Source organism: Actinopolymorpha rutila (assembly GCF_013407855.1).
Lineage (GTDB): Bacteria > Actinomycetota > Actinomycetes > Propionibacteriales > Actinopolymorphaceae > Actinopolymorpha > Actinopolymorpha rutila.
The window spans coordinates 1,281,445-1,304,807 of sequence record NZ_JACBZH010000001.1; the positions used below are offsets into that span (position 1 = coordinate 1,281,445).

A 23,363-nucleotide genomic window follows, 5' to 3' on the forward strand; every position below is an offset into this window, starting at 1 on the left:
GCCCTCTCCGGCGTTTGTGCCCTCACCCACCCGCTTCTGTAGACACTGGGATGAGGAATGTCTCAGGGACTTCTCTGGGCGGGACCGTTTCCGCAGTTCAGAGGCGGTACGCCGACCACGGGGCCGCAGGCTCCGAGCGTCGGGGGGTGAGGTTGTGGCGGCGCAGAAGGGACAGCACGGCGACTCGGGCAAGCCGGAGGAGTCGCAGGGACGGACGTGGGTCCGCTCGCTGGGAATGATCGGTCTGGTCCTCCTGGTGCTGGCGGCCCTGATCGAGACGATCACGGCCGGTACGCAGCGCCCGGTGGTGGGCGGGCTGGCCGTGCTCGCCGTGGCCGCGTTCGTGATAGCCGCGGTGGGGCGGCTGACCGAGCCGGAGAGCGTGCGCGCCGCCCGGGCGCAGGCCGCCGACGAGCCGGCGGAACCCGGCGAACGGACCGGCCCCTGGCAGGAGGACGACGGTCCGTGGCGGGAGGACGCCGACGGGCCCTGGCAGGAGGAGGGCCGCGAGGGCGGCGACGGCGGCGACGGCGGCTGGAACGAGGGCGAGGGGCCGTGGAGCGAACGCGGCGAGCCCAGCGCGCCGGCCGAGCGGTCCGGCGGCTGGCAGGGCGAGCCGCCCGGAGCCCGCTCCGGTGCCCGCGGCCAGACCAGGGCCGCCACCCGGGTGCCCGGCCAGCGGCGGGAGCGCGGACGCAAGGCGCCGCAGGTTCCCGAGCGGACGTTCCCCCGGCTGTCGGAGCTGACAGAGGTGGTGCTGGGACCGACTCCGACGCACTACGCCCACCGCGGCCAGGCGCCGTACGTACGCCGCCCGGCCGCCGACGGCCGGCTGGCCGCGCTGCTGAACGCCGACGGCGCGCCGTTCCCGTTCGTGGTCGTGGTCGGCCCGTCGAAGGCCGGCAAGTCGCGCACGGTCGTGGAGGCCGTGCGGTCGGTGCTCGGCGGCCGGGACCCGGGCGTGTTCGTTCCCGGCAGCGGCGAGGAACTCGCCGAGGCGCTGCGCGAGGAGGAGACCCTGCCCCGGGGACGCCAGCCGTGGGTGGTGTGGCTGGACGACGTCACCGCCGCGGATCTGGTCCACCTGTCCGCGGACACGCTGGACCGGGCCGCCCGGCACGCCATAGTCGTGGCCAGCATGACCGACGAACGCTGGGACCAGGTGCTGGACAGCACCGGCGACGTGGCGGCCACCGCCAAGGCGGCGTTGCGCCGCGCGACGAAGGTGCCACTGGACTTCGAGCTGACCGTACGCGAGCGCGCGGAGGCCGAGCAGCTCTACCCGCAGCTGCAGATCAACGCCAGCATCGGCGAGGCGCTGATCGGCGGGGACCAGCTGGTGGCGAAGTTCCGCGCCGGCCGGGACGGGGAGCCCGCCGGCTACACGATCGTGCAGGCAGCGGTTGACGCGCGACGGGCCGGGCTGAACCGCCCGCTCACCGAGTCCGAGCTCCGCGGCCTCTACCCGCTCTACCTGCGCCGGGTGCGCATCGACCTCGACCCGACCACCGCGTTGTTCGAGGAGGGCATGGCATGGGCCACCGAACCTGTCGCCTCCGAGGTCTCGCTGCTGAGTTTTGTGGGGGGCGATGCCGGAGCGACGCAGGGAGGGATCGGCTCCGGGATCGGCTCGGGGATCGGTTCCGGGATCGGCTCGCCGGCCGGACCGGGTGCGCGGGGGAAGCAGTCGGCGCAGGAGAGTTCCGACGGTGCCCTGCAGGTTTTGGACTACGTGGTCGCGGTCGAGGAGGGACGCCACGGCCAGGAGGCCAGGCCGGTCTTCGACGCGATGTGGCAGGAGCTCATCGCCGCTGTTCCGCCCGATGACGCGTTCGACGTCGGCATCGGCGCGAGCCTGCGCGGCAACCAGTCCGCCGCCGAACTCGCGTTCCGCAAGGTGCTCGACCTCGACCACGCCGGCGAGGCGCCGCGGGCGGCGAACAACCTCGGCCTGCTGCTGCGCGAGCGCGGCGACGTGGCGGGCGCGCGGGCGGCGTTCCAGAAGGCGATCGACTCCGGGCACCCGGACGTCATGCCGCGAGCGGCGAACAACCTGGGCGCGCTGCTGCGCCAGCAGGGCGACGTGAGCGGTGCCCGCGGTGCGTACCAGAAGGCGATCGACTCCGGGCACACCGACGTGGTGCCCCGGGCGGCGAACGACCTGGGCTCGCTGCTGCGCGGCCAGGGCGACGTCGCGGGTGCGCGGACGGCGTACCAGCGGGCGGTCGACTCCGGGCACACCGACGTGGTGCCGTCGGCGGCGCTCAACCTCGGCATGTTGCTGAAGGACCAGGGCGACGTCGCCGGTGCGGAGACGGCGTACGAACGGGCGATGGGGTCCGGCGACCCCGAGGTGGTGCCGGTCGCCGCGCTCAACCTGGGCTCGCTGCTGCGCGAGCAGGGCGACATGGCGGGCGCGCGGACGGCGTACCAGCGGGCGGTGGACTCCGGCCACGCCGAGGTGGTGCCGGTGGCCGCGCTGAACCTGGGTTCGCTGCTGCGGGAGCAGGGCGACATGGGGGGCGCGCGGACGGCGTACCAGCGGGCGGTCGACTCCGACCACCCGGGCGTGATGCCGGTCGCCGCGCTGAACCTCGGCATGTTGCTGAAGGACCAGGGCGATCCCGAGGGCGCCGAGGCGGCGTACCAGCGGGCCGTCGACTCCGGTGACGTGGACGTGGTGCCGATGGCGGCGCTCTACCGGGGTTCGCTGCTGAAGGACCAGGGCGACCTGGTGGGCGCGGAGACGGCGTTTCAGCGGGCCGTCGACTCCGGCCACCCCGACGTCGCACCGATGGCGGCGAACAACCTCGGTGTGCTGCTCACCGAGGAGGCCGACGTGGGCGGCGCCCGGGCGGCGTACGAGCTGGCGGTGCGGTCCGAGCACGCGGACGTGGCGCCGATGGCGGCGAACAACCTCGGTGTGCTGCTCACCGAGGAGGCCGAGGTCGACGATGCCCGAGCCGCCTACCAGGTGGCGGTGGACTCCGGGCACGCGGACGTGGCGCCGATGGCGGCGCTGAACCTCGGTCTGCTGCTGGACGCGCAGGGCGACGTGGCCGGCGCGCGGTCGGCGTACGAGCTGGCGGTGGACTCCGGGCACGCCGACGTGGTGTCGGTGGCCGCGGTCAACCTCGGCACGCTGCTGCGCGACCAGGGTGACGTGGCCGGCGCGCGGTCGGCGTTCCACCTGGCGATCGACTCCGGGTTCGTCGACATCGCACCGGTGTCGGCCGGCCACCTGCGGGTGCTGCTGGCCGGGCAGGGCGGTTCGGTGAACGCCCGGCCGGCTGCCCGGATCGGCGCCGACCGGGTACGCGAGACCGCGGCACTCGGTGCCCGGACGGGCGAGCCCGGACCGGACGTCGACGTCGAGGGCACGGACGACCTGGGCACCATCGAGGCCATGGAGGAGGGGCTCGGCGAGGACGACGGGCCGAACGGGCGCCGCTAGGTCCGGGCAACCCCGCCTTGACAACCGGCCGACCGGTTCGCCTCGCCCGCGGGCAACACCAGGCACCCATCCGGGCCCGCGGGCGAGGTTCCCCCACCGGTCGGTCGTTCCCCTGTCAGACAAGGACTCCTGGGCAAGGACTCGGCAAGGACGTCTCAGGGCTGCAACATCACCTTGACAGCGCGGCGCTCGTCCATGGCGGCGTACGCCTCTGGCGTCTTGTCCAGCGACAGCGTGAGGTCGAATACCTTCCCGGGCTCGATCGCGCCGGACAGCACATCGGGAAGCAGGTCGGGGATGTACGTACGAGCCGGCGCCACGCCGCCCGCGACGTTGAGATTGCCGGAGAACATCGCCCGGATCGGCAGCTCCGCACCACCGGCGGGCACCCCGACGTAGCCGATCTGGCCACCGGGCCGGGTCACCGCGAACGCCTGCTCCATCGAGCCCTTGGTGCCGACCGCCTCGAGCACCGAGTCGGCGAGCACCCCGCCGAGCAGGTCGCGTACCTTCGCGGCCCCTTCCTCGCCGCGTTCGGCCACGATGTCGGTGGCCCCGAACGCCTTCGCCAGCGCCTGCCGGGACTCGTGCCGGGACATCGCGACGACTCGCTCGGCTCCGAGCCGGCGGGCCGCGATCACCCCGCACAGGCCGACCGCGCCGTCGCCGACCACGACGACCGTACGGCCGGGCGCGACCCGGGCGGCCAGCGCCGCGTGGTGGCCGGTGCTCATCACGTCGGACAGCGTGAGCAGGCCGGGCAGCAGCGCCTCGTCGGGCGCCTCGGGCAGGCTCACCAGGGTGCCGTCGGCCTCGGGCACCCGGACGTACTCGCCCTGCCCGCCGTCCACCGGCAGCCCGTCGGCGTCGTCGCCACCCCAGGAGCCGAGCCGGTCGCAGGACGTGGTGATCCCGTCGCGGCACGCCGGGCAGGTGCCGTCGCTGGCGACGAACGGCGCGATGACGAAGTCGCCGGACCGCACCGAGGTCACTCCGGAACCGACCTCCTCCACCACGCCGACGAACTCGTGGCCGATCGGGTGCGGCTCGTCGGTGGGCACGACGCCCCGGTAGGGCCACAGGTCCGAGCCGCACACGCAGCTCGCGGTCACCCTGACGATCGCGTCGGACGCGTTGCGGATGGCCGGGTCGGGGCGGTCCTCCATCCGGATGTCGCCCTTACCGTGAATGACGGCAGCTCGCATGCCACTTCCTCCAAGTCGGCTCAGTCGGACAGGCTCGTGATCCCCGCGTCTGCGAGGGTCGCACAGCTCGTCCCCAGTCGCCGAAGTGGGCGGTGGCAGCGCCCGGTTGACACCCGGATGCCCTACTTCGCCTGTAGCGTCAGGGGAATGTTGGGACTACCGGACCAGATCACCGCGTGCCTGTTCGACCTGGACGGCGTGCTCACCACGACGGCCGAGCTGCACATGGCGGCGTGGAAGAAGGCGTTCGACGAGTTCCTGCGGGCACGCGACGGCGAGGGGTTCGCGCCGTTCACCGAGCACGACTACGCGGAGTACGTCGACGGGCTGCCGCGCGCAGACGGCGTCCGGGAGTTCCTCCGCTCGCGTGACATCACCCTGCCCGAGGGCACCCCGGACGACGCGCCCACCGAGGCCACCGTCAACGGCGTCGGCAACCGGAAGAACGAGCTTCTTGCCCAGGTGATCGCCGAGCGCGGCGTGCAGCCCTTCCCCGGCTCGCTCCGTTATCTCCGTGCCGTCCGCGACGCGGGGCTGGCGGTCGGGGTGGTCACCTCGTCCCGCAACGGCGCGACGGTGCTGGCGGCCGCGGGGCTCACCGACTACTACCGGACGCTGGTCGACGGCAACGTGATCGCCGACCGCGGCCTGAACGGCAAGCCGGCGCCGGATTCCTTCCTGGCCGGCGCGCAGGCGCTCGGTGTCGCGCCCGACCAGGCGGCGGTCTTCGAGGACGCGCTGGCCGGCGTCCAGGCCGGGCGGGCCGGCAGCTTCGGCCACGTCGTCGGGGTCGACCGCGCCGACCAGGCCGACGAGCTTCGCGCCCACGGTGCCGACGTGGTGGTCAAGGACCTCGCCGACCTGCTGGAGGAGGACGCATGAGCGCCGCCGATCACCACGACGGCGAGCGGGAGAAGCCCAGCTACGAGGTGGCGCCGTGGCAGCTGCGCTGGAGCGGCCTGGACCTGGAGGCGCTCAAGCGGACCGAGTCGACGTTCGCGTTGTCCAACGGGCACATCGGCATCCGCGGCTCCTTCGAGGAGGGCGAGCCGCGCGGCCTGCCCGGCACCTACCTCAACGGCTTCTTCGAGCGCCGCCCGCTGCCGTACGCCGAGGCGGGCTACGGCTATCCCGAGGACGGCCAGACCGTCGTCAACGTCACCGACGGCAAGATCATCCGGCTGCTGGTCGAGGACGAGCCGCTGGACATGCGCTACGGCGCGGCGCCCTTTCACGAACGCACGCTGGACTTCCGGTCCGGCACGCTGCGCCGGGTCACGGAGTGGGTCTCACCGACCGGCCGGCGGGTACGCATCCGCTCCGAGCGGCTGGTGTCGTTCACCCAGCGTGCGGTGGCCGCGATCCACTATGAGGTGGAGGCACTGGACGGCCCGCTGAACGTCGTACTCCAGTCGGACCTGCTGGCCAACGAACCCGTCGAGGTGGCCACCGGCGACCCGCGGGTGGCCGCCGCCCTGGACCGCCCGCTGGTCGCCGACTTCGCCATGGCCGAGGGCGACCACGCCGTTCTCGCCCACCACACCAGGCGTTCGGACCTTCGGGTGGCCGCGGCGATGGAGCACGAGTTCGGCACCGAGTGCGACCTGCGCCGGGAGATCCAGTCCGAGCAGGACCTCGCCCGGCTGACGGTCGCCACCCAGATCTCTCCGGGCACCGTGCTGCGGATGACGAAGTACGTCGCCTACGGCTGGTCCGGCCAGCGGTCCATCCCCGCCCTGCGCGCCCAGGTGGACGCCGCACTGGCGGGCGCGCGGCGTATCGGCTGGCAAGGACTCCTTGACGAGCAGCGCTCCTACCTCGACGACTTCTGGTCCCATGCCGACGTCGAACTCGACGGGGACGCCGAACTCCAGCAGGCGCTGCGGTTCGCGTTGTTCCACGTGCTGCAGGCCGGGGCACGCGGTGAGACCCGGGCGATCCCGGCCAAGGGCCTGACCGGGCCGGGTTACGACGGTCACGCGTTCTGGGACACCGAGACGTACGTGCTGCCCGTCCTCACCTACACCCAGCCGGACGCCGTACGCGACGCACTGGTGTGGCGGCACTCCACGCTGGACAAGGCATGCGCCCGGGCCCGCCAGCTCGGCCAGGCGGGAGCGGCGTTCCCCTGGCGGACCATAGACGGCCAGGAGTGCTCGGGATACTGGCCGGCCGGCACCGCGGCGTTCCACGTCAACGCCGACATCGCCGACGCGGTCGCGCGCTATCTCGCGGTCACGGGCGACGAGGAGTTCGAACGCGCGTACGGCATCGAGCTGCTGGTGGAGACCGCCCGGCTGTGGATGTCGCTCGGGCACCACGACGTGCACGCCGGCTTCCGGATCGACGGGGTGACCGGCCCGGACGAGTACAGCGCGGTCGCGGACAACAACGTCTTCACCAACCTGATGGCGCAGCGCAACCTCCGGATGGCCGCCGTGCACTGCGAGCGTCATCCCGACGTCGCCCGGGCACTCGACGTCGACGAGGAGGAGGCCGCGCGCTGGCGTGACGCCGCGCACCGGATGGTGGTGCCCTACGACGAGTCCCTCGACGTGCACCCCCAGTCGGAGGAGTTCACCGACCACGCCGTCTGGGACTTCGCCGACACTCCGCCCGACCACTACCCGATGCTGCTGCACTATCCGTACTTCGACCTGTACCGCAAGCAGGTGGTCAAGCAGGCCGACCTGGTGCTCGCCATGCACCTGCGCGGCGACGCGTTCACGCCTGCGCAGAAGGCCCGCAACTTCGCCTACTACGAGCGGCTGACCGTGCGGGACTCCTCGCTGTCGGCGTGCACCCAGTCGGTGCTCGCCGCCGAGTGCGGCCACCTGGAACTCGCCTACGACTACCTCGCCGAGGCGGCCCTGGCCGACCTGCACGACCTGCACGACAACGTGCACAACGGCCTGCACATCGCGTCGCTGGCGGGCGCGTGGATCGCGACGGTCGCGGGGTTCGGCGGGATGCGGGACCACGACGGGCAGCTGACCTTCGCGCCCCGGCTGCCGGAGGAACTCACCGGCATCGCGTTCCGGCTGTGCGTGCGCGACGGCCAGATCGGCGTACGGATCACCTCCGGGGAGGTGACGTACGAACTCCTGCGGGGTCAGGAGCTGGCGACGTCCCACCACGGCGAGCCGTTCGTGCTGCGGGCGGGTGAACGCCGGACCCTGCCGATCCCGCCGCCGCCCTCGCACCGGCGACCCCGGCAGCCGCCGGGCCGGGAGCCCGCGCGCCGCCGCCAGACCTGGTCCTAGGGCGCCCGCGCGGGCGCCCTAGGGATCTCGGCGGGGGATACCTAGGTCCGTGGGGCCGGTCCGCGGCCTACCTAGGTGGGTCCGGCCCGTCTCTAGGTAACCCCCGCGCCGCCAAGATAGGTAATCGGTGCCGATGGCTGACGGCCCTTACCGAACGAGGATGGTGTCACACCGATCCGGACAGTCCGGAAGGTTCGAAAGGACACCATCATGTTCAACCCCTACGTCACTCGCGAGCTGGCCCGGCAGCACCAGCAGGACCTGCTCGACCGGGCCGAGCGGCACAACCGGCGGGCGCTCGCCCGCAGCTACCGCCGGGCGCTCGCCCGCCGGCGCTCCGCGGCCGGTGCCGAGGGGCCCGGCCCGGACGACGCCGACGGTGCGGGCGGCCATCCCGGCGTAGGCACCAGCCCGCCGCGCAACCCGCGACCTGCGGGTAACTTGGCGGGGTGCGCAAAGTTCGTGGCGGGGCCAGTCAGGTGATGGTGGGACGGGATCGCGAGCTGCACGTCCTCTCCCAGCTCGCGACCTCCCACCGCGCCCAGGTCGCCCTCGTCGCCGGGGAGCCGGGGCTCGGCAAGACCCGCCTGATCCAGGAGTTCCTGGCGACGGTGGGCCCCGACGTCGAGGTCCTGGTCGGCAACGCCGTGCCCGGCTCCCTGTCCCGTCCGTACGAAGTGCTCCTCGACGCGCTGGACGGCCGCCCGTCCGGGCGTCCCGCCGACGAGAAGCTGCGGGCGGTCGTCGCCGACCCCACCCGCAGCCCCGTCGAACGCCTGCACGCGGGCCTCGCCCTGGTCGCCGACCTGGTGGGCGACCGGCCGGCCGTGCTGGTGTTCGAGGACCTGCACTGGGCCGACTCCGAGAGCGCGGCGTTGTTCGAACGCCTCGCCGACCAGGACGGCCCCCGGCTGCTGGTCGGCACCTACCGGCCCGAGGAGGTCACCAGCCGGCACCCCGTCGCCGGTCTGCTGGCCCGGCTGGAACGCCGCCAGCCCGTCCACCACGTCTCCCTGGAACGCCTCAGCGAGTCCGAGACCGCGGCCCTGGTCGCCGCGATCATCGGCATGCCCGCGCCGTTCCGGGTGATCGCCGCCATGCACCAGCGCACCGGCGGCAACCCCTTCTTCATCGAGGAGCTCCTGCGCGGCCACGAGGACGCCTGCCTGGACGAGCTCGCCGACCAGCCGCTGCCGTGGAGCCTCGCCGAGGTCCTCCGCCAGCAGGTGGACGACCTGGAGCAGTCGGTCGTCGCGATCGCCGAGGCCGCCGCCGTGCTCGGCCTGCGGGTGCCGTTCGACCTGCTCGCCGCCGTCACCGGCACCGGCGAGGACGATCTCATCGCCGCCCTGCGGGAGCTGGTCGTGTGCGGCGTCCTGGTCGAGGCCGGCGAGGACGAGTTCCGGTTCCGGCACTCGCTGGTGCGCGAGGCGATCGCCGGGCGGCTGCTCGGCCGGCAACAGCGGCGGCTGCACGAGGCCGCGCTGGAGGCCCTGCTCGCGGCCGGCGGCTCCGATCCGGCGATGGTCGCCGGGCACGCCCGGGCGGCCGGACGCTACGACGAGATGCTGGACGCCGCCCGGCGAGGCGCCGCGTCGTACCTCTCCATCGGTTCGGCGTACCAGGCGCTGCGGCTGGCCGAGATGGGGCTGGACGAGGCCTGCGACGACGTCCCGCTGCTGGCCGCCGCCGCACAGGCCGCCTGGCTGGCCGGGCTGGTCGAGGACGCGCAGAAGTACGCCCGCCGCTGGCGCGACAACGCTGCCGCCCCGCGGGAGAGCGCCGATGCCCACTACCTGCTGATCCGGCTGGCCTGGGAGACCGACCAGCCCACCGAGATGGAGCACCTCACCGACAGGGTCAAGCGGCTCATCTCCCATCTGCAGCCTGGCACGGACCAGGCCCGGGCGATGATCGCGGTCGCGCAATCGTGCACGCTGCGGGACCGGATCGACGACGCCGTGGAGTGGGCGGACCGCGCGGCCGTGCTGGCGGAGAAGTTCGACATGCCGCGCGTGCGGCTGGCCGCCCTGGTGGAGAAGGGCATGGCCCTGACCGAGCGGTCGAGCACCAGCCACGAGGGCTGGCAGCTGCTGTACGGGCTGGTCGACCGGGCCGAGGAGCTCGGCGAGTGGGTGCTCGCCGCCCGGACGCTGAACAACCTCGTCCAGGAGGCGCCGCCGCCCGGGCCGGTTCAGCACACCGAGATGCTGGAACGCATGCGGGCCGCCGCCGAGCGGGCGGGGTTCGAGAAGCTCGCGGTCGCGGCGTACCACCAGGGCAAGGCGCGGTTGGCGATGCGGTCCGGTGACCTCGGCGCGGCGATCGCCGCACTCGAACACGGCCGCGACCGCGAACGCGGGTACGAGCTGCGCGGCCGGCGGGCGGAGTACCACGCCGTCTTCCTCGCCGGGCTGTACCTCGAGGCGGGCGCGCTGGACCAGGTCGGGGCGCTGATCACCGAACTCCGCACCGCCGGTGGAGTCCGAGCGCTGACGGTGCCGGCGCTGACGTTCCACCTGGCCTGCCGGCGCGGTGACCTGGCGGCAGCCGAGCAGACCCTGGACGACGTACACGCCGCGCTGGCCGAACAGGCGTGGCGCAGCGCGTCACAGGCCCACGACCTGGTCTCGGCCGCGGTGCACGTCGGGCTTCCCCTTGCCAGGCTGGAGAAACTGGTCGGCGATCTCCTCGACGCCGATCTGTGGGACGACAGCCGGACGCTGGTCGACGCCCAGGTCGCCGAGGCGCGCGGAGACCTCCAGGCCGCGTCGGCCGGCTACCGCGCGGTGACCGACTCGCCCGTCCTGCCGGGATACGTCCGGGCCACCGCCCACATCGGCGCCGCGCGGCGCCTGCCGGCGGCGGGCTCCGGTGGTGCGGGTGGTTCGGGTGGTTCGGGTGGTGGTGACCGGGACGCCGTGCTCCGCCACGTCGAGGCGGCCACCGAACTAATGGCCAGGTGGAGCGGCTGGCGGGTGGCCCAGCTGGAACGCCTGCGCGATCAGCTCGGGTTGGCGGCGGCCGCCGACGCGGCCCCGGCGGCCGTCACCGGAGTAGGCACCCTCACCCGGCGCGAACGCGAGGTCGCCCTCCTCGTCGCCGACGGGCTCACCAACGCCGAGGTGGCCCGCCGGCTGTACATCTCACCGAAGACCGCCGCCATCCACGTGTCCAACATCCTGCGCAAGCTGGAGTTGACGTCGCGCACCGAGGTCGCCGACGCTCTGCGCTGACAGGCCGGGTGGCGCCGGCGCCACCCGGCCGGCGGGCGATGGGCTCAGCCGGCGAACCCGCCGTCCACCGCGACGGCCGTACCCGTCACGTAGCGGCCTCCCTCTCCGGCCAGGTGCGCGACCATCGCCGCCACGTCCGCGGCCTCGCCGTACCTACCCAGTGAGGTGAGTGTGCTCTGCGCGTCGGCGCCCGGACTGTCGGCGGGGTTCATGTCGGTGTCGGTCGGCCCGGGATGGACGAGGGTCGCGGTGATGCCACGTCCGCCGAACTCCCGGGCCAGCGCCCTGGTCAGCCCGAGCAGGGCGGACTTGCTCGTGGCGTACGCGGTGAACCCGGGGAAGGCCACCCGCTCGGCGACACAACTGCCGATGGTGATGATCCGTCCGCCGTCGACCAGGTGTGGCACCGCTGCCTGTGCGGCGACCAAGGGCGCGCGCACGTTGACGGCGAGGCTCCGGTCGATGTCGTCAACGGTGAGTTGCTCCAGCGGACCGAGGACACCGAGACCCGCGTTGTTCACCAGGATGTCGAGCCGGCCGAACTCCGCGACCGTCGTCTCCACCGCCGTGCGGACCGCGTCCGCATCTGCGCTGTCGGCCTGGACGGCAAGTGCTCGGCGGCCCGCTGCCTTGATGGCGGCCACGACGTCCGCGGCCCGGTCGGCGCGCTGCTGGTAGGTGAGGACGACGTCGGCGCCGTCCGCGGCGAGCCGGGTGGCCACGGCCGCGCCGATGCCACGGCTGCCGCCGGTCACCAGTGCCACCTTTCCGGTCAGCGGGGCGATCTGGCCGGTCTGGGTTGGCAGGGCTGTCTGAGCTGTCTGGGCCGGCTGGGTCGAGGAACTGCTGCTGAAGGACATGCGTCGATCCTGTCGGCGTGCCGCCGTGAAGTCCGGCGGCATTCGGACGCGGCGTTCGAGCGTTGGCGATCTTGGGTCTCGGGCTCGCCGACCGATCCCGCTCAGCCGCCGAGCACCGCGTCGTACACGTCGCGTACCCACCTGCTGTCGTCCAGTGCGGCGTGGTGGGCGTAGTGAGCGGGATCGATGCCGAGCCGGCGCAGAACCGCCGTCCGGTCGAGCGTGTACGTGGGAACGCCGATCCTCCCCGCGACCAGGCTCCACACGCAGACGAGCCGGCCCCGCCACGGCGACGCCATCGGGGCCGATCCCGTGGGGTCCGATGCGATGACGTCCGCCGGGAGCAACTCGGTCGTGTGCAGCAGATGACGGAAGCTCTCGGCGTCGAACGACGGAACCGCGCCGACCAGGACTGCCTGCCCGGCGAACAGTTCGAGCAGCCGGGCGGCCGCGGCTCGGTAGCTCACGACGTTGGGATGGTCTGCCGCAACGGGGCTTCCGACGAGTTGTGGGTGCCGTTGGTGGAAGCCACCGACGTCCAGCGACCGGCGGCGAACCTCACCCGGATCGTCGACGTCGAAGCCGAGTTCGTCGAGGCGGACGAACGCGTGGAACTGGTGCTCGCGTCCATCCGGCTCGCGGCGGATGGTCGCAATCTCCCAGATCCGCCGGCCGCTCGGAGCCCACGGACTGGCCAGGCCGTCGGTCTCGGTGTCACAGAACACCAGAGGAGCTTCGTCGGCGGACTCGGTCGGCTGGGTGGCGCCCGGCTGGTGGACCGAGAACGGTGCTGGCATCGTGTGACCTTCGCCGTGAGGAAGTGGGGTAGATGGTGTTCGTGAACGTACACGGCTGACGGGCTGAGCGATCCCGAGCCGGAGCCGAAGGACGCCGATCGTCTTTATGGGCGGAGGATTCGTCGTTGTGGGTCGGTCCATTCCGGGGGTACGTATTCGGGGTGGCCGTGGGTGCCCATGCGGACGTGCCAGCCTTTGTGGTGGACGGTGGTGTGGTGGTAGCGGCACAGGAGTACGCCGTTGGCGAGGTCGGTGGGTCCGCCGTGGTCCCAGGCGGTCATGTGGTGCGTGACGCAGCGTGGTTCGGGGATGGTGCAGCCGGGGAAATGGCAGTGGCTCCCGTCGCGGATGGCGAGCGCACGCCGCTGGTGTTCTTGGAAGAACCGGTCGGAGCGGCCGAGGTCGAGGACTTGCCCGTCTCCGCCCAGCACGACGGGGATCAGGTCGGCCTCGCACGCCAACCTGCGCACGGTCGCGGCGGAGATCGGCTTGCCGTCGGTGCCGAGGTGGCGGGCTGATCCGCCGCCTCCGCACGTCGGGCAGCCGTCGTGCGGGTCGATGGCACCCTCCGGTCCGAGGCCGGCCTCCGGCCCCGCCGCACCCTCCTCAGGCTCGGCGTCGGCTCTCCGCCCGGCGTCCACGCCCGGGTTGGCGGCACCGCCCGGAACCTGACCGGTATCCGGTTCCGTTCCGGTCGCGGGTTCCGGCTCCGCTTCGGTGTTCGGTTGTGGGTGCTGCCCGGGTGCTCGCGGTGGGGGTATCCCGTCCGCGAGGGAGCCGGTGCCGGGTGATCGCCGTTTCGGCTTGCCGGCTTGGCCTTCGTCCTGACCTCCTGCCTCCTCCTGCTTCGGAACGCCGGTGTCATCAGCGTTCTTGGTGCTGTTGGTGTTCTTGGTGGTGGCGTATTTGGGGTCTGTGCAGGGGCAGGTGCACGGTCTGGGGCGGATGATGGTTGCGGTGTCGTCGATGAAGCCGGCACCGGTGCCCTTCAGCAGGGTCTCGAAGGGGATGGTGACCGCGACCTGCGGCGGTCTCCCGCCGCGGACCGGTGCGGTCGCAGCGGCGGCGAGCAGGCCGAGGGCTTCGGCGAACGCGTCACCGCGGCGCTGGTCGATGGGCCGCCGGTCCGGCTCGGCTCCTTTGACGGGTTCGGCGAGGGGTTCGATGATTTTGCGGAGCAGTTCCATCTCCCAGGCGGGCAGGGTGATGTGCACCGACTCCGACTGGGGGATGCCGTTCGGCACGTACCGAAGGGACCGCTTCTGCTCGGCCTTGCGGTCCTTGCGTTCCAGCTCCTCCCGCATGAGCCGGTCGTACTCTTCCGGCGCGATCCGCTCCAGCAGTTTCTCACCCAGCACGCGTAGTTCGTCGGGGTTGGCGAACCGGGCTTTGGTGATCAGGAACTCCTCGGCCTGGTGGCGTTCGTCGATGCCGACGTACTCGGGGAGTTTCTTGATCGCGTCGGCGATGACCTGCGCCTGTTTCGACGACACCACACCGGCCGCCAGCGCTTCGCCGGTCAGCCGGGCCTCTTTGTCCAGGTCGCGGGCGAGACCGACCGCGGCGGAGGACTCGTGCTGACTCATCCGCTGAGCCGTCCGCAGATACACCGTCGCGTTCGGTGCGCCGGTGAGTTTGCCGATGTCACAGGCCTCGGCCTGGCGCACCAGCGCCAGTTCGAGTGCTTCGAGGCGGGCCTTCTTCGCCCGCACCTGCGCGATCAGCGACCCGACCTCCTCCGCGCCCAGGAAGCCTTTCGGCGTCACCCACGCGTCGTCGAGAGAAGCGTCGAGTTGGTCGAGCGCAGCCTGGACCCGACCGGCAGCACCGCCACCGGCCGGGACGCCCCAGCTGCTCGAAGACATGATCGAATGCTATCGGCCACCACCGACAATGGCTCTTCGCTCGTTGGGCGAGTATCTCCTTCTGGTGCAGGAGATTCGTCGTACCGAGGTGGAGGCTCGAAGAGGGTGCGGACATCATGTGGGCGTCGCCGCGAGGAGGGTGGGAGGCTGCGTTCGTGAACGTACGCGAGGCGCTGGCACGGCGCGAGGAGGAGCGGGCACGGCTGGTGGACCGGCTGGCCCGGCTGCTGGCCGACGACCCGAGGGTGCTGGCCGGTTGGCTGCACGGTTCCGTCGGGCGTGGTGAGGCCGACGGCCTGAGTGACCTGGACGTCACCGTCGTGATGGCCGACGAAACCTTGGTCGCGGCCGCAGGAGGGCCGAGCCGGCCCACGACCTACGAGTGGGTACGAACCTCCCCGCGCGGCCGGTTCGTGGCCGGCCTGGGCACTCCCACGTTGCTGACCGAGGCGCCGCAGAACGCGCCGGCCGGCGGGGCGTTCCTGACGTCGTTCTTCCCCGGGGAGTACGGCCCGCACGGAGTCGACTGGGAATGGGTTCCCCGGTCGGCCGCGGTGCGGCCGGAACGCGCCGTGGTCCTGCTCGACCGGTCCAACGCGACGGCACCGGAGTGCCCGAGCCGGCCGGAGCGCGGCCGCGACGAGCCGCCACTCCCGGAGCCGGCGTCGCGGTCGCCGCTGGAGGTGGCGGTCGCGGAGTGCTGCTCGTTCTGGTCGATGCTGATGTGGGCGGGCAAGTCCGCCGCGCGCGCCCGCCCGGACGGCTGCGCGACGCTGCTGGCGTACGCCGTCCGGTCGCTGGACGTGGTGACCCGGTTCGCCGGGGTCACGCCGCCTGCCGACCCTGTCGCGGCCGAGACCGGCAACCCCACGTCCACGGCCGGGGATCGGCTTCGGTCGCAGGCCGGGTCCCTGTGGTTGCTCGCAGACCGGATGGACGCGCTCGCTCCACGCCTGGGTGGGCTCGGCGTGGACCTTCCCGAGGGGGTGAGCCCGGCGGTCCGGACGTACCTGCGCCTGGTCGATTCGCTGGTCGAGGCGAACGGACCGCTGTCCGAAGACGGCCATCCGGTTGGGGGTCGCGAGGCGTGAGACCCGATTGCCCTGCGTACGTTGAACGTTTTCCCACTTCCCGCGTCCCAGGCAAGCCACGGTTGACGTCCACGGGCTGATCGCGCTCCTCCCGCCGGCCGAGGTCGGGATGGGAGGATGACGGCGAACAGAACCAGCACGATCAGAACCAGCAGGATCAGAACCACGGCGAAGGGACGACTCGGATGGCGCAGGACGACCGCGACGCGGACGTGAACTTCGGTCAGGTCCTCTACGGCGCCGACTACAACCCCGAGCAGTGGCCCGAGGACGTGTGGGACGAGGACGTCCGCCTGATGCGGGCGGCACATGTCACCACGGTGAGCGTGCCCGTGTTCGGCTGGGCCGCACTGCAGCCGGACGAGGAGACGTTCACCTTCGACTGGCTGGATCGCGTGCTGGACAAGCTGGCCGCGCAGGGCGTCCGGGCGAACCTCGCCACCGCGACCGCCTCGGTTCCGGCGTGGGTGACCCGCCGCTACCCGGACGTGCTGGTCGTCGACGAGGACGGAATCCGCCGCCGGCACGGCAACCGGCACACGTTCTGCCCGTCCTCGCCGAACTTCCGCCGGCTGTCCACCGCCCTCGTCCGCAAGATCGCCACGCGGTACGCCGACCACCCGGCCCTGCAGCTGTGGCACATCGGCAACGAGTACGGCACGTTGTGTTACTGCGACCTGTGCGCGGACGCGTTCCGCCAATGGCTGCGCGAGCGGCACGGCAGCCTCGACCAGCTCAACCGCAACTGGAACACCGCGTTCTGGGGACACACGTTCACCGACTGGGCACAGGTCGAACCCCCGGTCAGCAAGGGCGAACGCGCCATCCAGGCGTTGCGCATCGACTGGCACCGGTTCGCCTCCGATGCGCTGCTGAACTGCCTGCGCGCCGAGGTGGCGGTGATCCGCGAGGTGACGCCGCACGTCCCGGTCACCACCAACCTGATGGGTGCGTTCTTCCCGCTCGAGTACCACCGCTGGGCGCGCGAACTCGACGTCGTGTCGTGGGACAACTACCCGCGCCCGAACGACCCGCCGGAGACGGTGGCGTTCAACCACGCGCTGATGCGCGGGCTGCGGGAGGGCCAGCCGTTCCTGCTGATGGAGCAGAGCCCCTCCCAGCAGAACTGGCAGCCCTACAACTGGATCAAGCCGCCGGGCCTGCTGCGGCTGCAGTCCTACCAGGCGGTCGCCCAGGGCGCGGACTCGGTGATGTACTTCCAGTGGCGGCGTTCCCGCGGCGGCATCGAGAAGCTGCACGGTGCGGTGGTGGAGCACCACGGCCGCTCCGACGCGCGGGTCTTCCGCGAGGTGGCCGAGCTCGGCCGCGAGCTGGAGGCCCTCGGCACCCGCACGACCGGCGGCCGGGTCGCCGCCCGGGCCGCGGTGTTGTTCGACTGGCCCACCTGGTGGAGCCTGCGGTTCTCCAGCGGGCCGAGCGTCGACCTGGACTACCTCGAGCAGTGCCGGTCGGCGTACACCCCGCGGCACCAGCTCGGCGTACAGACCGACGTGCTCGCACCGGACGCTGACCTCTCGGCGTACGACCTGATCGTGGCCCCGGTGCTCACCATGGTCGAGGAGCCGGTCGCCACCGCGATCGCCGACCGCGTACGCGAAGGAGCGACGTTCGTCGCCACCGCCTTCACCGGACTGGTCGACCAGCACGACCTCGTCCACCCCGGCGGCGCACCCGGCCCGTTGCGCGACGTGCTCGGCCTGACCGTCGAGGAGACCGACGCGCTCCCGCCGGACCGGACGAACGCGGTCCGGCTCGGCGCCGATGTGGGAACGTTGCCGGCCGGCACCGAACTCCCCGCCGGAATCCTGTGCGAACGGCTGTTCCTGGAGGGCGCGAAGCCGGTGGGGGAGTACACCCGCGACTTCTACGCCGGCGAGCCGGCCCTCACCCGCAACTCCTACGGCCAGGGTCAGGCGTACTACCTGCCCACGCTGCTCACCGGCGACGGGCAGCGCCGTCTCCTCACCGCTCTGTGCACCGAGGTGGGCATCGGCTCACCGCTCGCCGGCGGCGCTCCGCCACCGGCCGGGATGGAGGTGACCCGCCGGGTCGGACCGTCCGGAGCGGGTGTGCTCTACCTGCTCAACCACGGTGCGGACGCGGCGCGCGTGCGGTTGCGTCCGGGCGTGCACACCGACCTGCTCACCGGGCGGACGTACGACGCGGAGGTGTCGGTGCCACTGCGCGGCGTGCTGATCCTGGCCGAGCCGACCAGCTGACCGCCCGCCACGGGTGGTCGCACAGGAGCACGGAGAGGGGGACGGGCGATGACCTTCCGCGTCGGAGTCACCCGCGACTTCCGTGCACCCGACGGGAGCATCGGCTGGGGTGACATCGGACTGTCGGCGCTGGAACAGGTGCCCGGAGTGGAGTGGGAGTTCCTGCCGGCCGACCCGTGCGGCGAGCGGCATGGGCTCGACGAGCTCCCGGCCGAGGTCGTCGCGGCGTACGACGGCCTGCTGGTGCTCACCCCGCGGGTGAGTGCCGCGTCGCTGACCCGCGCCGACCGGCTGCGGATCGTGGCGCGGTTCGGCGTCGGCTACGACAACGTGGACGTGGCCGCGTGCACCGACGCGGGCGTCGTGGTCACCATCACCCCCGACGGAGTGCGTCGTCCCGTGGCCGTCTCCGCGCTCGCTCTCCTGCTGGCGTTGACCCATCGGGTCCGGGTCAAGGACCAACTGGTGCGCACCGGGCGCTGGCAGGACAAGCTCGACCACCTCGGGGTCGGCGTCACCGGCCGCACCCTCGGCGTGGTCGGCTGGGGCAACATCGGCCAGGAGGTGTCCCGGGTCTGCGCCCCGCTGGGCATGCGCCGGCTCGCCGCGGACCCGTACGCCGACGCCTCGGCCGCGGCACGGGCCGGCGTCGAACTCGTCGACCTGGACGAGCTGCTGGCCCACTCCGACTTCGTGGTCCTCACCTGCGCCCTGACGCCGCAGACGCGCGGCCTGATCGACGCCGAACGGCTGGCCGTGATGAAGCCGTCGGCGTTCCTGGTCAACGTCGCCCGCGGGCCGGTCGTCGACCAGCAGGCGTTGACGCGGGCGCTCACCGAACGGAGGATCGCCGGCGCGGCGCTGGACGTGTTCGACCCCGAACCACCCTCGCCCGACGACCCGCTGCTCCTCCTGGACAACGTCCTGCTGGCACCGCACGCGATCGCCTGGACCGACGAACTCGCGCTCGGCAACGGCCGCAGCGCGGTGCAGGCGATCCTCGACGTGGCCGCCGGGCGCCGTCCCACCCACGTGGTCAACCCGGAGGCGTGGGCGCCGCCCGCCCCGAGCGAAGGAGCCGACCGATGAGCCAGCCCGACCACCCGCAGCACCCTGGGCACTCCGAGCACTCCGAGCACTCCGAGCACTCCGGCCACCCCGGGCAGCCCGAGACCGCCGTACATCAGGCGATTCGTGCGGGCGAGCTCGTCGTGGGCACGTTCGTGTTCGAGTTCGCCACCGCGGGCGTCGGCCGGCTGGCGGCCGGCGCCGGCGCGTCGTTCGTCATCTACGACACCGAGCACACCGGCTGGACGTGGGAGACCATCGGCCGGCTGGTGGCGACCACGCGGGGCACCGGCGCCGACAGCTACGTCCGGGTGCCCACCACCAACCGCTCGGAGATCTCCCGGGCGCTGGACGTCGGCGCCCGTGGGGTGATGGTCCCGATGGTGGAGTCGGCCGAGCAGGCGAGCACCATCGTGGCGTGGGCGAAGTACCCGCCGGCCGGCCTGCGCGGTGCGGCGTTCGGCCTGGCCCACGACGACTACGTACGCGGTGACGGTGCCGCCTACATGCGCAGGTCCAACGCCGACAACCTCGTGTTGACACAGATCGAGACCGCCGCCGGGCTGGCCGCCGTGGAGGAGATCGCCGCGGTCGAGGGCGTGGACGTGCTGTGGGTCGGGCAGTACGACCTGACCACCAGCATGGGCATCCCGGGCGAGTTCGACCACCCGGACTACCTGGCCGCGCTGGACCGGGTCGCGACGGCCGCGCGTACGCACGGCAAGGTTGCCGGCTTCATGGCCGGAACCCCTGCCGAGGCGGCGACGCTGGCCGAACGCGGCTTCTCGATGTTCGCCTACAGCGGCGACCTGTGGATCTACCAGGACGCGCTCCGGGCCGGGATCAGCGACGTACGGGGGAAGGCGCAAGCCGGCCTTGCGGCAGGCGCTCGTAACGGCCAGAAGCCAACTGAGGCTGCGAAGTGAGGATCACCGACGTCCGCGTCGCCGAGGCGCCGATCGGTTCGGGGTTCGCCAACGCGGTCATCGACTTCTCCGCGATGACCGTCTCGGTGGTGGCGGTGGAGACCGACCGGGTGGTCGACGGCGAGCGCGTCGTCGGCTACGGCTTCAACTCCAACGGCCGCTACGCCCAGACCGGAATCCTCACCGGCCGACTGCTCCCGCGCCTGCGCGCGTGCCAGCCCGAGCGGCTGGTCGACCCCGAGACCGGATTGCTGGACCCGATCACCGCGAACGCGGTGATGCGGACGAACGAGAAGCCCGGCGGGCACGGCGACCGGGCCGTCGCCGTCGGCATCCTGGACATGGCGCTGTGGGACGCCGCGGCGAAGGCGGCCGGCCAGCCGCTGCACCGGTTGCTGCGGACCCGCCTCGGCCGGTCCGCCCCCGAGTCCGCACCGGAGTCCGCGCCGGAGTCCGCGCCGGAGTCCGCGCCGGAGTCCGCACCGCAGGAGGACTCGGTCTGGGTCTACGCCGCCGGCGGCTACTACTACCCCGACGGCACGGTCGGCTCCCTGCGGGAGGAGATCCGCGGCTACCTCGACCTCGGCTACCGCGACGTCAAGATCAAGATCGGCGGCGTCTCGCTCGCCCAGGACGTCGAACGCGTCGAGGCGGTGCTCGACCTGTTGCCCGGCGGCTGCCGGCTGGCCGTCGACGCCAACGGGCGGTTCGACCTGCCGACAGCCCTGGCGTACGCCGATGCGCTGTCGGTGTACGACCTGAGGTGGTACGAGGAGCCGCTGGACCCCCTGGACTACCTCGGCCACGCGGTGCTCGCCGAGGCCTGTCCCTGGCCGCTGGCCACCGGCGAGAACCTGTTCGCCGAACCAGAGGTGCGCAACCTCGTCCGCCACGCCGGCCTGCGCGCGGACCGGGACGTAGTGCAGATGGACCCGTCGCTGAGCTACGGAGTGCCGGAGTACGCCGCGATGCTCGCCTGTCTGGACGGTGCCGGGTGGTCGCCGGCACGCTGCGTGCCGCACGGCGGCCACCTGTACAACCTCGCCGTGGCAGCGGCTTTCGGACTCGGCGGGTGCGAGTCGTACCCGCGGGTCTTCGAGCCGTTCGGCGGATTCGCCGACGACGCGCCGGTGGCCGGCGGGCGGGTCCGGCCCGGAGACCGTCCGGGGGTGGGGATCGAGGGCAAGGCCGACCTGCACCGACTGGTGCGCGGGCTGTTCGACTGACCAGCCGTCAAGCCGGCCTTGCCCCGGGAGTGGGCGTGGGCCCGGTCAGCCCATCGTCTTCGCGCCGTCCAGGGACTCCCGGATGATGTCGGCGTGGCCCGAGTGCTGGGTGGTCTCGGCGATCATGTGCAGGACGACCCGACGAGTGGACCACCGGGCGCCGGGCTCGAACCACGGCGCCTCCGGCAGCGGATGCGACGCGTCCAGGTCGGGCAGCGACGAGATGAGCTCGTCGGTGCGGCGGGCGACCTCGGCGTAGTGGTCGAGCACGCCGGCGAGCGTCTCGCCCGGGAGCAACCGGAACTCCTCCGCCCAGCTCGCCAGGACCTCCTCGCTGTACTCCATGCTCGCCGGGCCTTCGACGATGAACCGCGCCCAGTTCTCCTCCACCGACGCGACGTGCTTGATCAGGCCGCCCAAGCACAGCTCGCTCGCGGTGGTTCGCATGGCGGCCTGCTCGTCGGTGAGGTCGCGGGTGGTGTGGCGCAGGAAGAACCGCGCGTGGGCGAGGGCGGCCAGCAGGTCTGCCCGCTCGCCGGTGGTGGAGGCGGCCGACGCGGCGGCGGATGCGGCGGCGGACTCGGAGACGGACGCGGCGGTGGACGTGAACTGGTTCGAGGCCGAGTTGCTCATGGTGTTCCTTTCCGGAGGCGTTGATCCCAAGGTAGGAGCCCTACCGGCCACTTCCTGGCCTCAATACCGGACGTCGGAAACTTCTCCGGACCAGGACCACCGAGCTGATCGACATCACAGAGTGTCACCGCTTTCGGGCGGTCTCACGCCGACCGTGGTGGAGCATCCGAACCACTGTTTCTGCCCGGCACAACCGATGCTCAATCCAGTTAGCCAGAATTTTCGGTGTGATTGTCGGGCCCTGTCGCGGCTTTTGCCGACCCAGTCTCGGGGCCTTGCCGCGCACCCGGGAAAGCCGCTCGACGCACACGGCAATTCCGCGATCGGCGACGGCCGCGAACCTATCCTGTCCGCTATGCCTCTTCAGCGTCTCCTTCACCAACGCCCGATGAAGGTCGCCGTTCTCGGGCCCGTCGCGTGGCGAACACCGCCACGTCATTACGGACCCTGGGAACTCGTCACCAGCCTGCTCACCGAAGGGCTGGTCGCCCGCGGACTCGACGTCACGTTGTTCGCCACGCTCGACTCGCACACGGGCGCCACCTTGGACGGGATCTGCCCGAACGGATACGCCGAGGATCCCGGTCTCGACGGCCGGGTGTGGGAGGCGATGCACATCGCGTACGCCTTGGAGCGTTCGGGGGAGTTCGACCTGGTGCACAGCCATCTGGACTGGTTGCCACTGGCGTTCTCCGCACACTGCCGGGCGCCGCTGCTCACCACAGTGCACGGCTTCTCCGGCAAGGGGATCCTGCCCGCCTATGCCCGCGCCCGTTCGTCGTACGTCTCGATCTCCGACGCCGACCGCGCGCCCGAACTCGACTATGTCGCCACCATCCACCACGGCATCGACCTGACCGAACTCCCGTACGCACCAGAAGGCGGCACCGGCCTGGTCGCGTTCGGCAGGATCCATCCGGACAAGGGAACCGCCGAGGCGATCGACATCGCCCGCCGTGCCAACCTGCCGTTGACGATCTGCGGGATTGTTCAGGATGAGAGTTATTTCATCGAACGCGTGCGCCCGCACATCGACGGGGACCGCGTGCGCTACCTCGGTTCGGTGGGCCCCGCGGACCGGGCGGAGATCCTCGGAAACAGCCTCGCGCTGCTGCATCCGATCTCGTTCGACGAGCCGTTCGGGCTGTCGGTCGTGGAGGCGATGGCCTGCGGAACTCCTGTGGTGGCGTTCCGGCGGGGCTCGATGCCGGAGGTCGTCGACGACGGGGTGACCGGGTTTCTGGTGCACACCGTCGAGGAGGCCGTCCGGGCGGTGGGCGTGGCCGGCGCGCTGGACCGGGCCGCGTGCCGCAAACACGTGGAAGAACGCTTCGGAGTGGACCGGATGGTCGACGAATACCTGCGTGTCTACCGCGATATCGCCTCAACCGAGTTGAGCCCTTGGTAAATTCAGGGCGCCGAAGAGACCCGACCGGGTCCGGTGCAGGTTCGCGGAGGCCGATTTCGTAGGAAGGCGCCCCGCTGAATCCGTTTTTGTT

Annotated in this window: 16 protein-coding genes; 11 read left to right on the forward strand and 5 right to left on the reverse strand. The window is 72.0% G+C overall.

The annotated features are described in order from the left end of the window. Positions 1 to 154: 154 nt before the first annotated feature. Entirely contained in the window at positions 155 to 3,454 is a 3,300-nt protein-coding gene (locus tag F4554_RS33490; protein WP_179786389.1) for a tetratricopeptide repeat protein, read from the forward strand. Positions 3,455 to 3,609: 155 nt separating this feature from the next. Here F4554_RS33490 and F4554_RS05605 read toward each other — a convergent pair whose 3' ends face one another. Continuing rightward, positions 3,610 to 4,659: a zinc-dependent alcohol dehydrogenase family protein gene (locus F4554_RS05605; RefSeq protein WP_179786390.1), complete on the reverse strand. Its 1,050-nt coding sequence runs from the start codon at positions 4,657 to 4,659 to the stop codon at positions 3,610 to 3,612. A gap of 147 nt (positions 4,660 to 4,806) precedes the next feature. On the opposite strand from F4554_RS05605, the gene F4554_RS05610 reads away from it, so the two are divergent. From F4554_RS05610 to F4554_RS05625, 4 genes are all read left to right on the forward strand, one after another. Further along, complete coding sequence (locus tag F4554_RS05610; protein ID WP_179786391.1) at positions 4,807 to 5,541, forward strand: beta-phosphoglucomutase family hydrolase; 735 nt, start codon at positions 4,807 to 4,809, stop codon at positions 5,539 to 5,541. Beyond that, positions 5,538 to 7,922: a glycoside hydrolase family 65 protein gene (locus tag F4554_RS05615; protein WP_179786392.1), complete on the forward strand. Its 2,385-nt coding sequence runs from the start codon at positions 5,538 to 5,540 to the stop codon at positions 7,920 to 7,922. The genes F4554_RS05610 and F4554_RS05615 overlap by 4 nt, the downstream gene beginning before the upstream one ends. 210 nt (positions 7,923 to 8,132) lie before the next feature. Then, positions 8,133 to 8,405 (forward strand): hypothetical protein, encoded by a 273-nt coding sequence (locus tag F4554_RS05620; RefSeq protein ID WP_179786393.1) that lies wholly within the window; start codon positions 8,133 to 8,135, stop codon positions 8,403 to 8,405. Next, positions 8,372 to 11,158, forward strand: coding sequence for a helix-turn-helix transcriptional regulator (locus tag F4554_RS05625; RefSeq protein ID WP_337795888.1), 2,787 nt, complete (start codon positions 8,372 to 8,374; stop codon positions 11,156 to 11,158). Before F4554_RS05620 ends, F4554_RS05625 begins: the two co-directional genes overlap by 34 nt. 44 nt (positions 11,159 to 11,202) lie before the next feature. On the opposite strand, the gene F4554_RS05630 is transcribed toward F4554_RS05625, so the two are convergent. The 3 genes from F4554_RS05630 to F4554_RS05640 form a co-directional block, all read right to left on the reverse strand. Next, positions 11,203 to 12,018: an SDR family oxidoreductase gene (locus F4554_RS05630; RefSeq protein WP_179786394.1), complete on the reverse strand. Its 816-nt coding sequence runs from the start codon at positions 12,016 to 12,018 to the stop codon at positions 11,203 to 11,205. A 101-nt stretch (positions 12,019 to 12,119) separates the two neighbouring features. Next, positions 12,120 to 12,815, reverse strand: a complete 696-nt coding sequence (locus F4554_RS05635) for a hypothetical protein (protein WP_179786395.1) — start codon at positions 12,813 to 12,815, stop codon at positions 12,120 to 12,122. Between the two features lie 104 nt (positions 12,816 to 12,919). Then, positions 12,920 to 14,680 carry a DUF222 domain-containing protein gene (locus tag F4554_RS05640; protein ID WP_179786396.1) on the reverse strand — a complete coding sequence of 587 codons (1,761 nt, stop codon included), beginning with the start codon at positions 14,678 to 14,680 and terminating at the stop codon, positions 12,920 to 12,922. A 155-nt stretch (positions 14,681 to 14,835) separates the two neighbouring features. Between F4554_RS05640 and F4554_RS05645 the strand changes: the two genes are divergently transcribed. The 5 genes from F4554_RS05645 to F4554_RS05665 all read left to right on the forward strand — a co-directional run bounded on the left by F4554_RS05645 (position 14,836) and on the right by F4554_RS05665 (position 21,231). Beyond that, on the forward strand, positions 14,836 to 15,771 hold the full coding sequence (locus F4554_RS05645; protein WP_179786397.1) for a nucleotidyltransferase domain-containing protein: 936 nt from the start codon (positions 14,836 to 14,838) through the stop codon (positions 15,769 to 15,771). 185 nt (positions 15,772 to 15,956) lie between these two features. Further along, positions 15,957 to 18,011, forward strand: a complete 2,055-nt coding sequence (locus F4554_RS05650) for a beta-galactosidase (protein WP_179786398.1) — start codon at positions 15,957 to 15,959, stop codon at positions 18,009 to 18,011. 48 nt (positions 18,012 to 18,059) lie between these two features. Next, positions 18,060 to 19,100, forward strand: coding sequence for an NAD(P)-dependent oxidoreductase (locus tag F4554_RS05655; protein WP_179786399.1), 1,041 nt, complete (start codon positions 18,060 to 18,062; stop codon positions 19,098 to 19,100). Beyond that, positions 19,097 to 20,005: an HpcH/HpaI aldolase family protein gene (locus F4554_RS05660; protein WP_179786400.1), complete on the forward strand. Its 909-nt coding sequence runs from the start codon at positions 19,097 to 19,099 to the stop codon at positions 20,003 to 20,005. The genes F4554_RS05655 and F4554_RS05660 overlap by 4 nt, the downstream gene beginning before the upstream one ends. Continuing rightward, positions 20,002 to 21,231 carry an enolase C-terminal domain-like protein gene (locus tag F4554_RS05665; protein WP_179786401.1) on the forward strand — a complete coding sequence of 410 codons (1,230 nt, stop codon included), beginning with the start codon at positions 20,002 to 20,004 and terminating at the stop codon, positions 21,229 to 21,231. Before F4554_RS05660 ends, F4554_RS05665 begins: the two co-directional genes overlap by 4 nt. A 45-nt stretch (positions 21,232 to 21,276) precedes the next feature. Here F4554_RS05665 and F4554_RS05670 read toward each other — a convergent pair whose 3' ends face one another. Continuing rightward, positions 21,277 to 21,864, reverse strand: a complete 588-nt coding sequence (locus tag F4554_RS05670) for a DinB family protein (RefSeq protein ID WP_179786402.1) — start codon at positions 21,862 to 21,864, stop codon at positions 21,277 to 21,279. A 355-nt stretch (positions 21,865 to 22,219) separates the two neighbouring features. Between F4554_RS05670 and F4554_RS05675 the strand changes: the two genes are divergently transcribed. Beyond that, a complete protein-coding gene (locus F4554_RS05675) occupies positions 22,220 to 23,272 on the forward strand; it encodes a glycosyltransferase family 4 protein (protein ID WP_202889159.1) in 1,053 nt (350 codons plus the stop codon). Positions 23,273 to 23,363 lie beyond the last annotated feature (91 nt).

Coding starts and splice junctions, on each gene's coding strand:
- F4554_RS05605 (WP_179786390.1), bottom strand. CDS start 4,659: ATGCGAGCTGCCGTCATTCACGGTAAGGGCGACATCCGGATGGAGGAC.
- F4554_RS05610 (WP_179786391.1), top strand. CDS start 4,807: ATGTTGGGACTACCGGACCAGATCACCGCGTGCCTGTTCGACCTGGAC.
- F4554_RS05615 (WP_179786392.1), top strand. CDS start 5,538: ATGAGCGCCGCCGATCACCACGACGGCGAGCGGGAGAAGCCCAGCTAC.
- F4554_RS05620 (WP_179786393.1), top strand. CDS start 8,133: ATGTTCAACCCCTACGTCACTCGCGAGCTGGCCCGGCAGCACCAGCAG.
- F4554_RS05630 (WP_179786394.1), bottom strand. CDS start 12,018: ATGTCCTTCAGCAGCAGTTCCTCGACCCAGCCGGCCCAGACAGCTCAG.
- F4554_RS05635 (WP_179786395.1), bottom strand. CDS start 12,815: ATGCCAGCACCGTTCTCGGTCCACCAGCCGGGCGCCACCCAGCCGACC.
- F4554_RS05640 (WP_179786396.1), bottom strand. CDS start 14,680: ATGTCTTCGAGCAGCTGGGGCGTCCCGGCCGGTGGCGGTGCTGCCGGT.
- F4554_RS05650 (WP_179786398.1), top strand. CDS start 15,957: ATGGCGCAGGACGACCGCGACGCGGACGTGAACTTCGGTCAGGTCCTC.
- F4554_RS05655 (WP_179786399.1), top strand. CDS start 18,060: ATGACCTTCCGCGTCGGAGTCACCCGCGACTTCCGTGCACCCGACGGG.
- F4554_RS05660 (WP_179786400.1), top strand. CDS start 19,097: ATGAGCCAGCCCGACCACCCGCAGCACCCTGGGCACTCCGAGCACTCC.
- F4554_RS05670 (WP_179786402.1), bottom strand. CDS start 21,864: ATGAGCAACTCGGCCTCGAACCAGTTCACGTCCACCGCCGCGTCCGTC.
- F4554_RS05675 (WP_202889159.1), top strand. CDS start 22,220: ATGCCTCTTCAGCGTCTCCTTCACCAACGCCCGATGAAGGTCGCCGTT.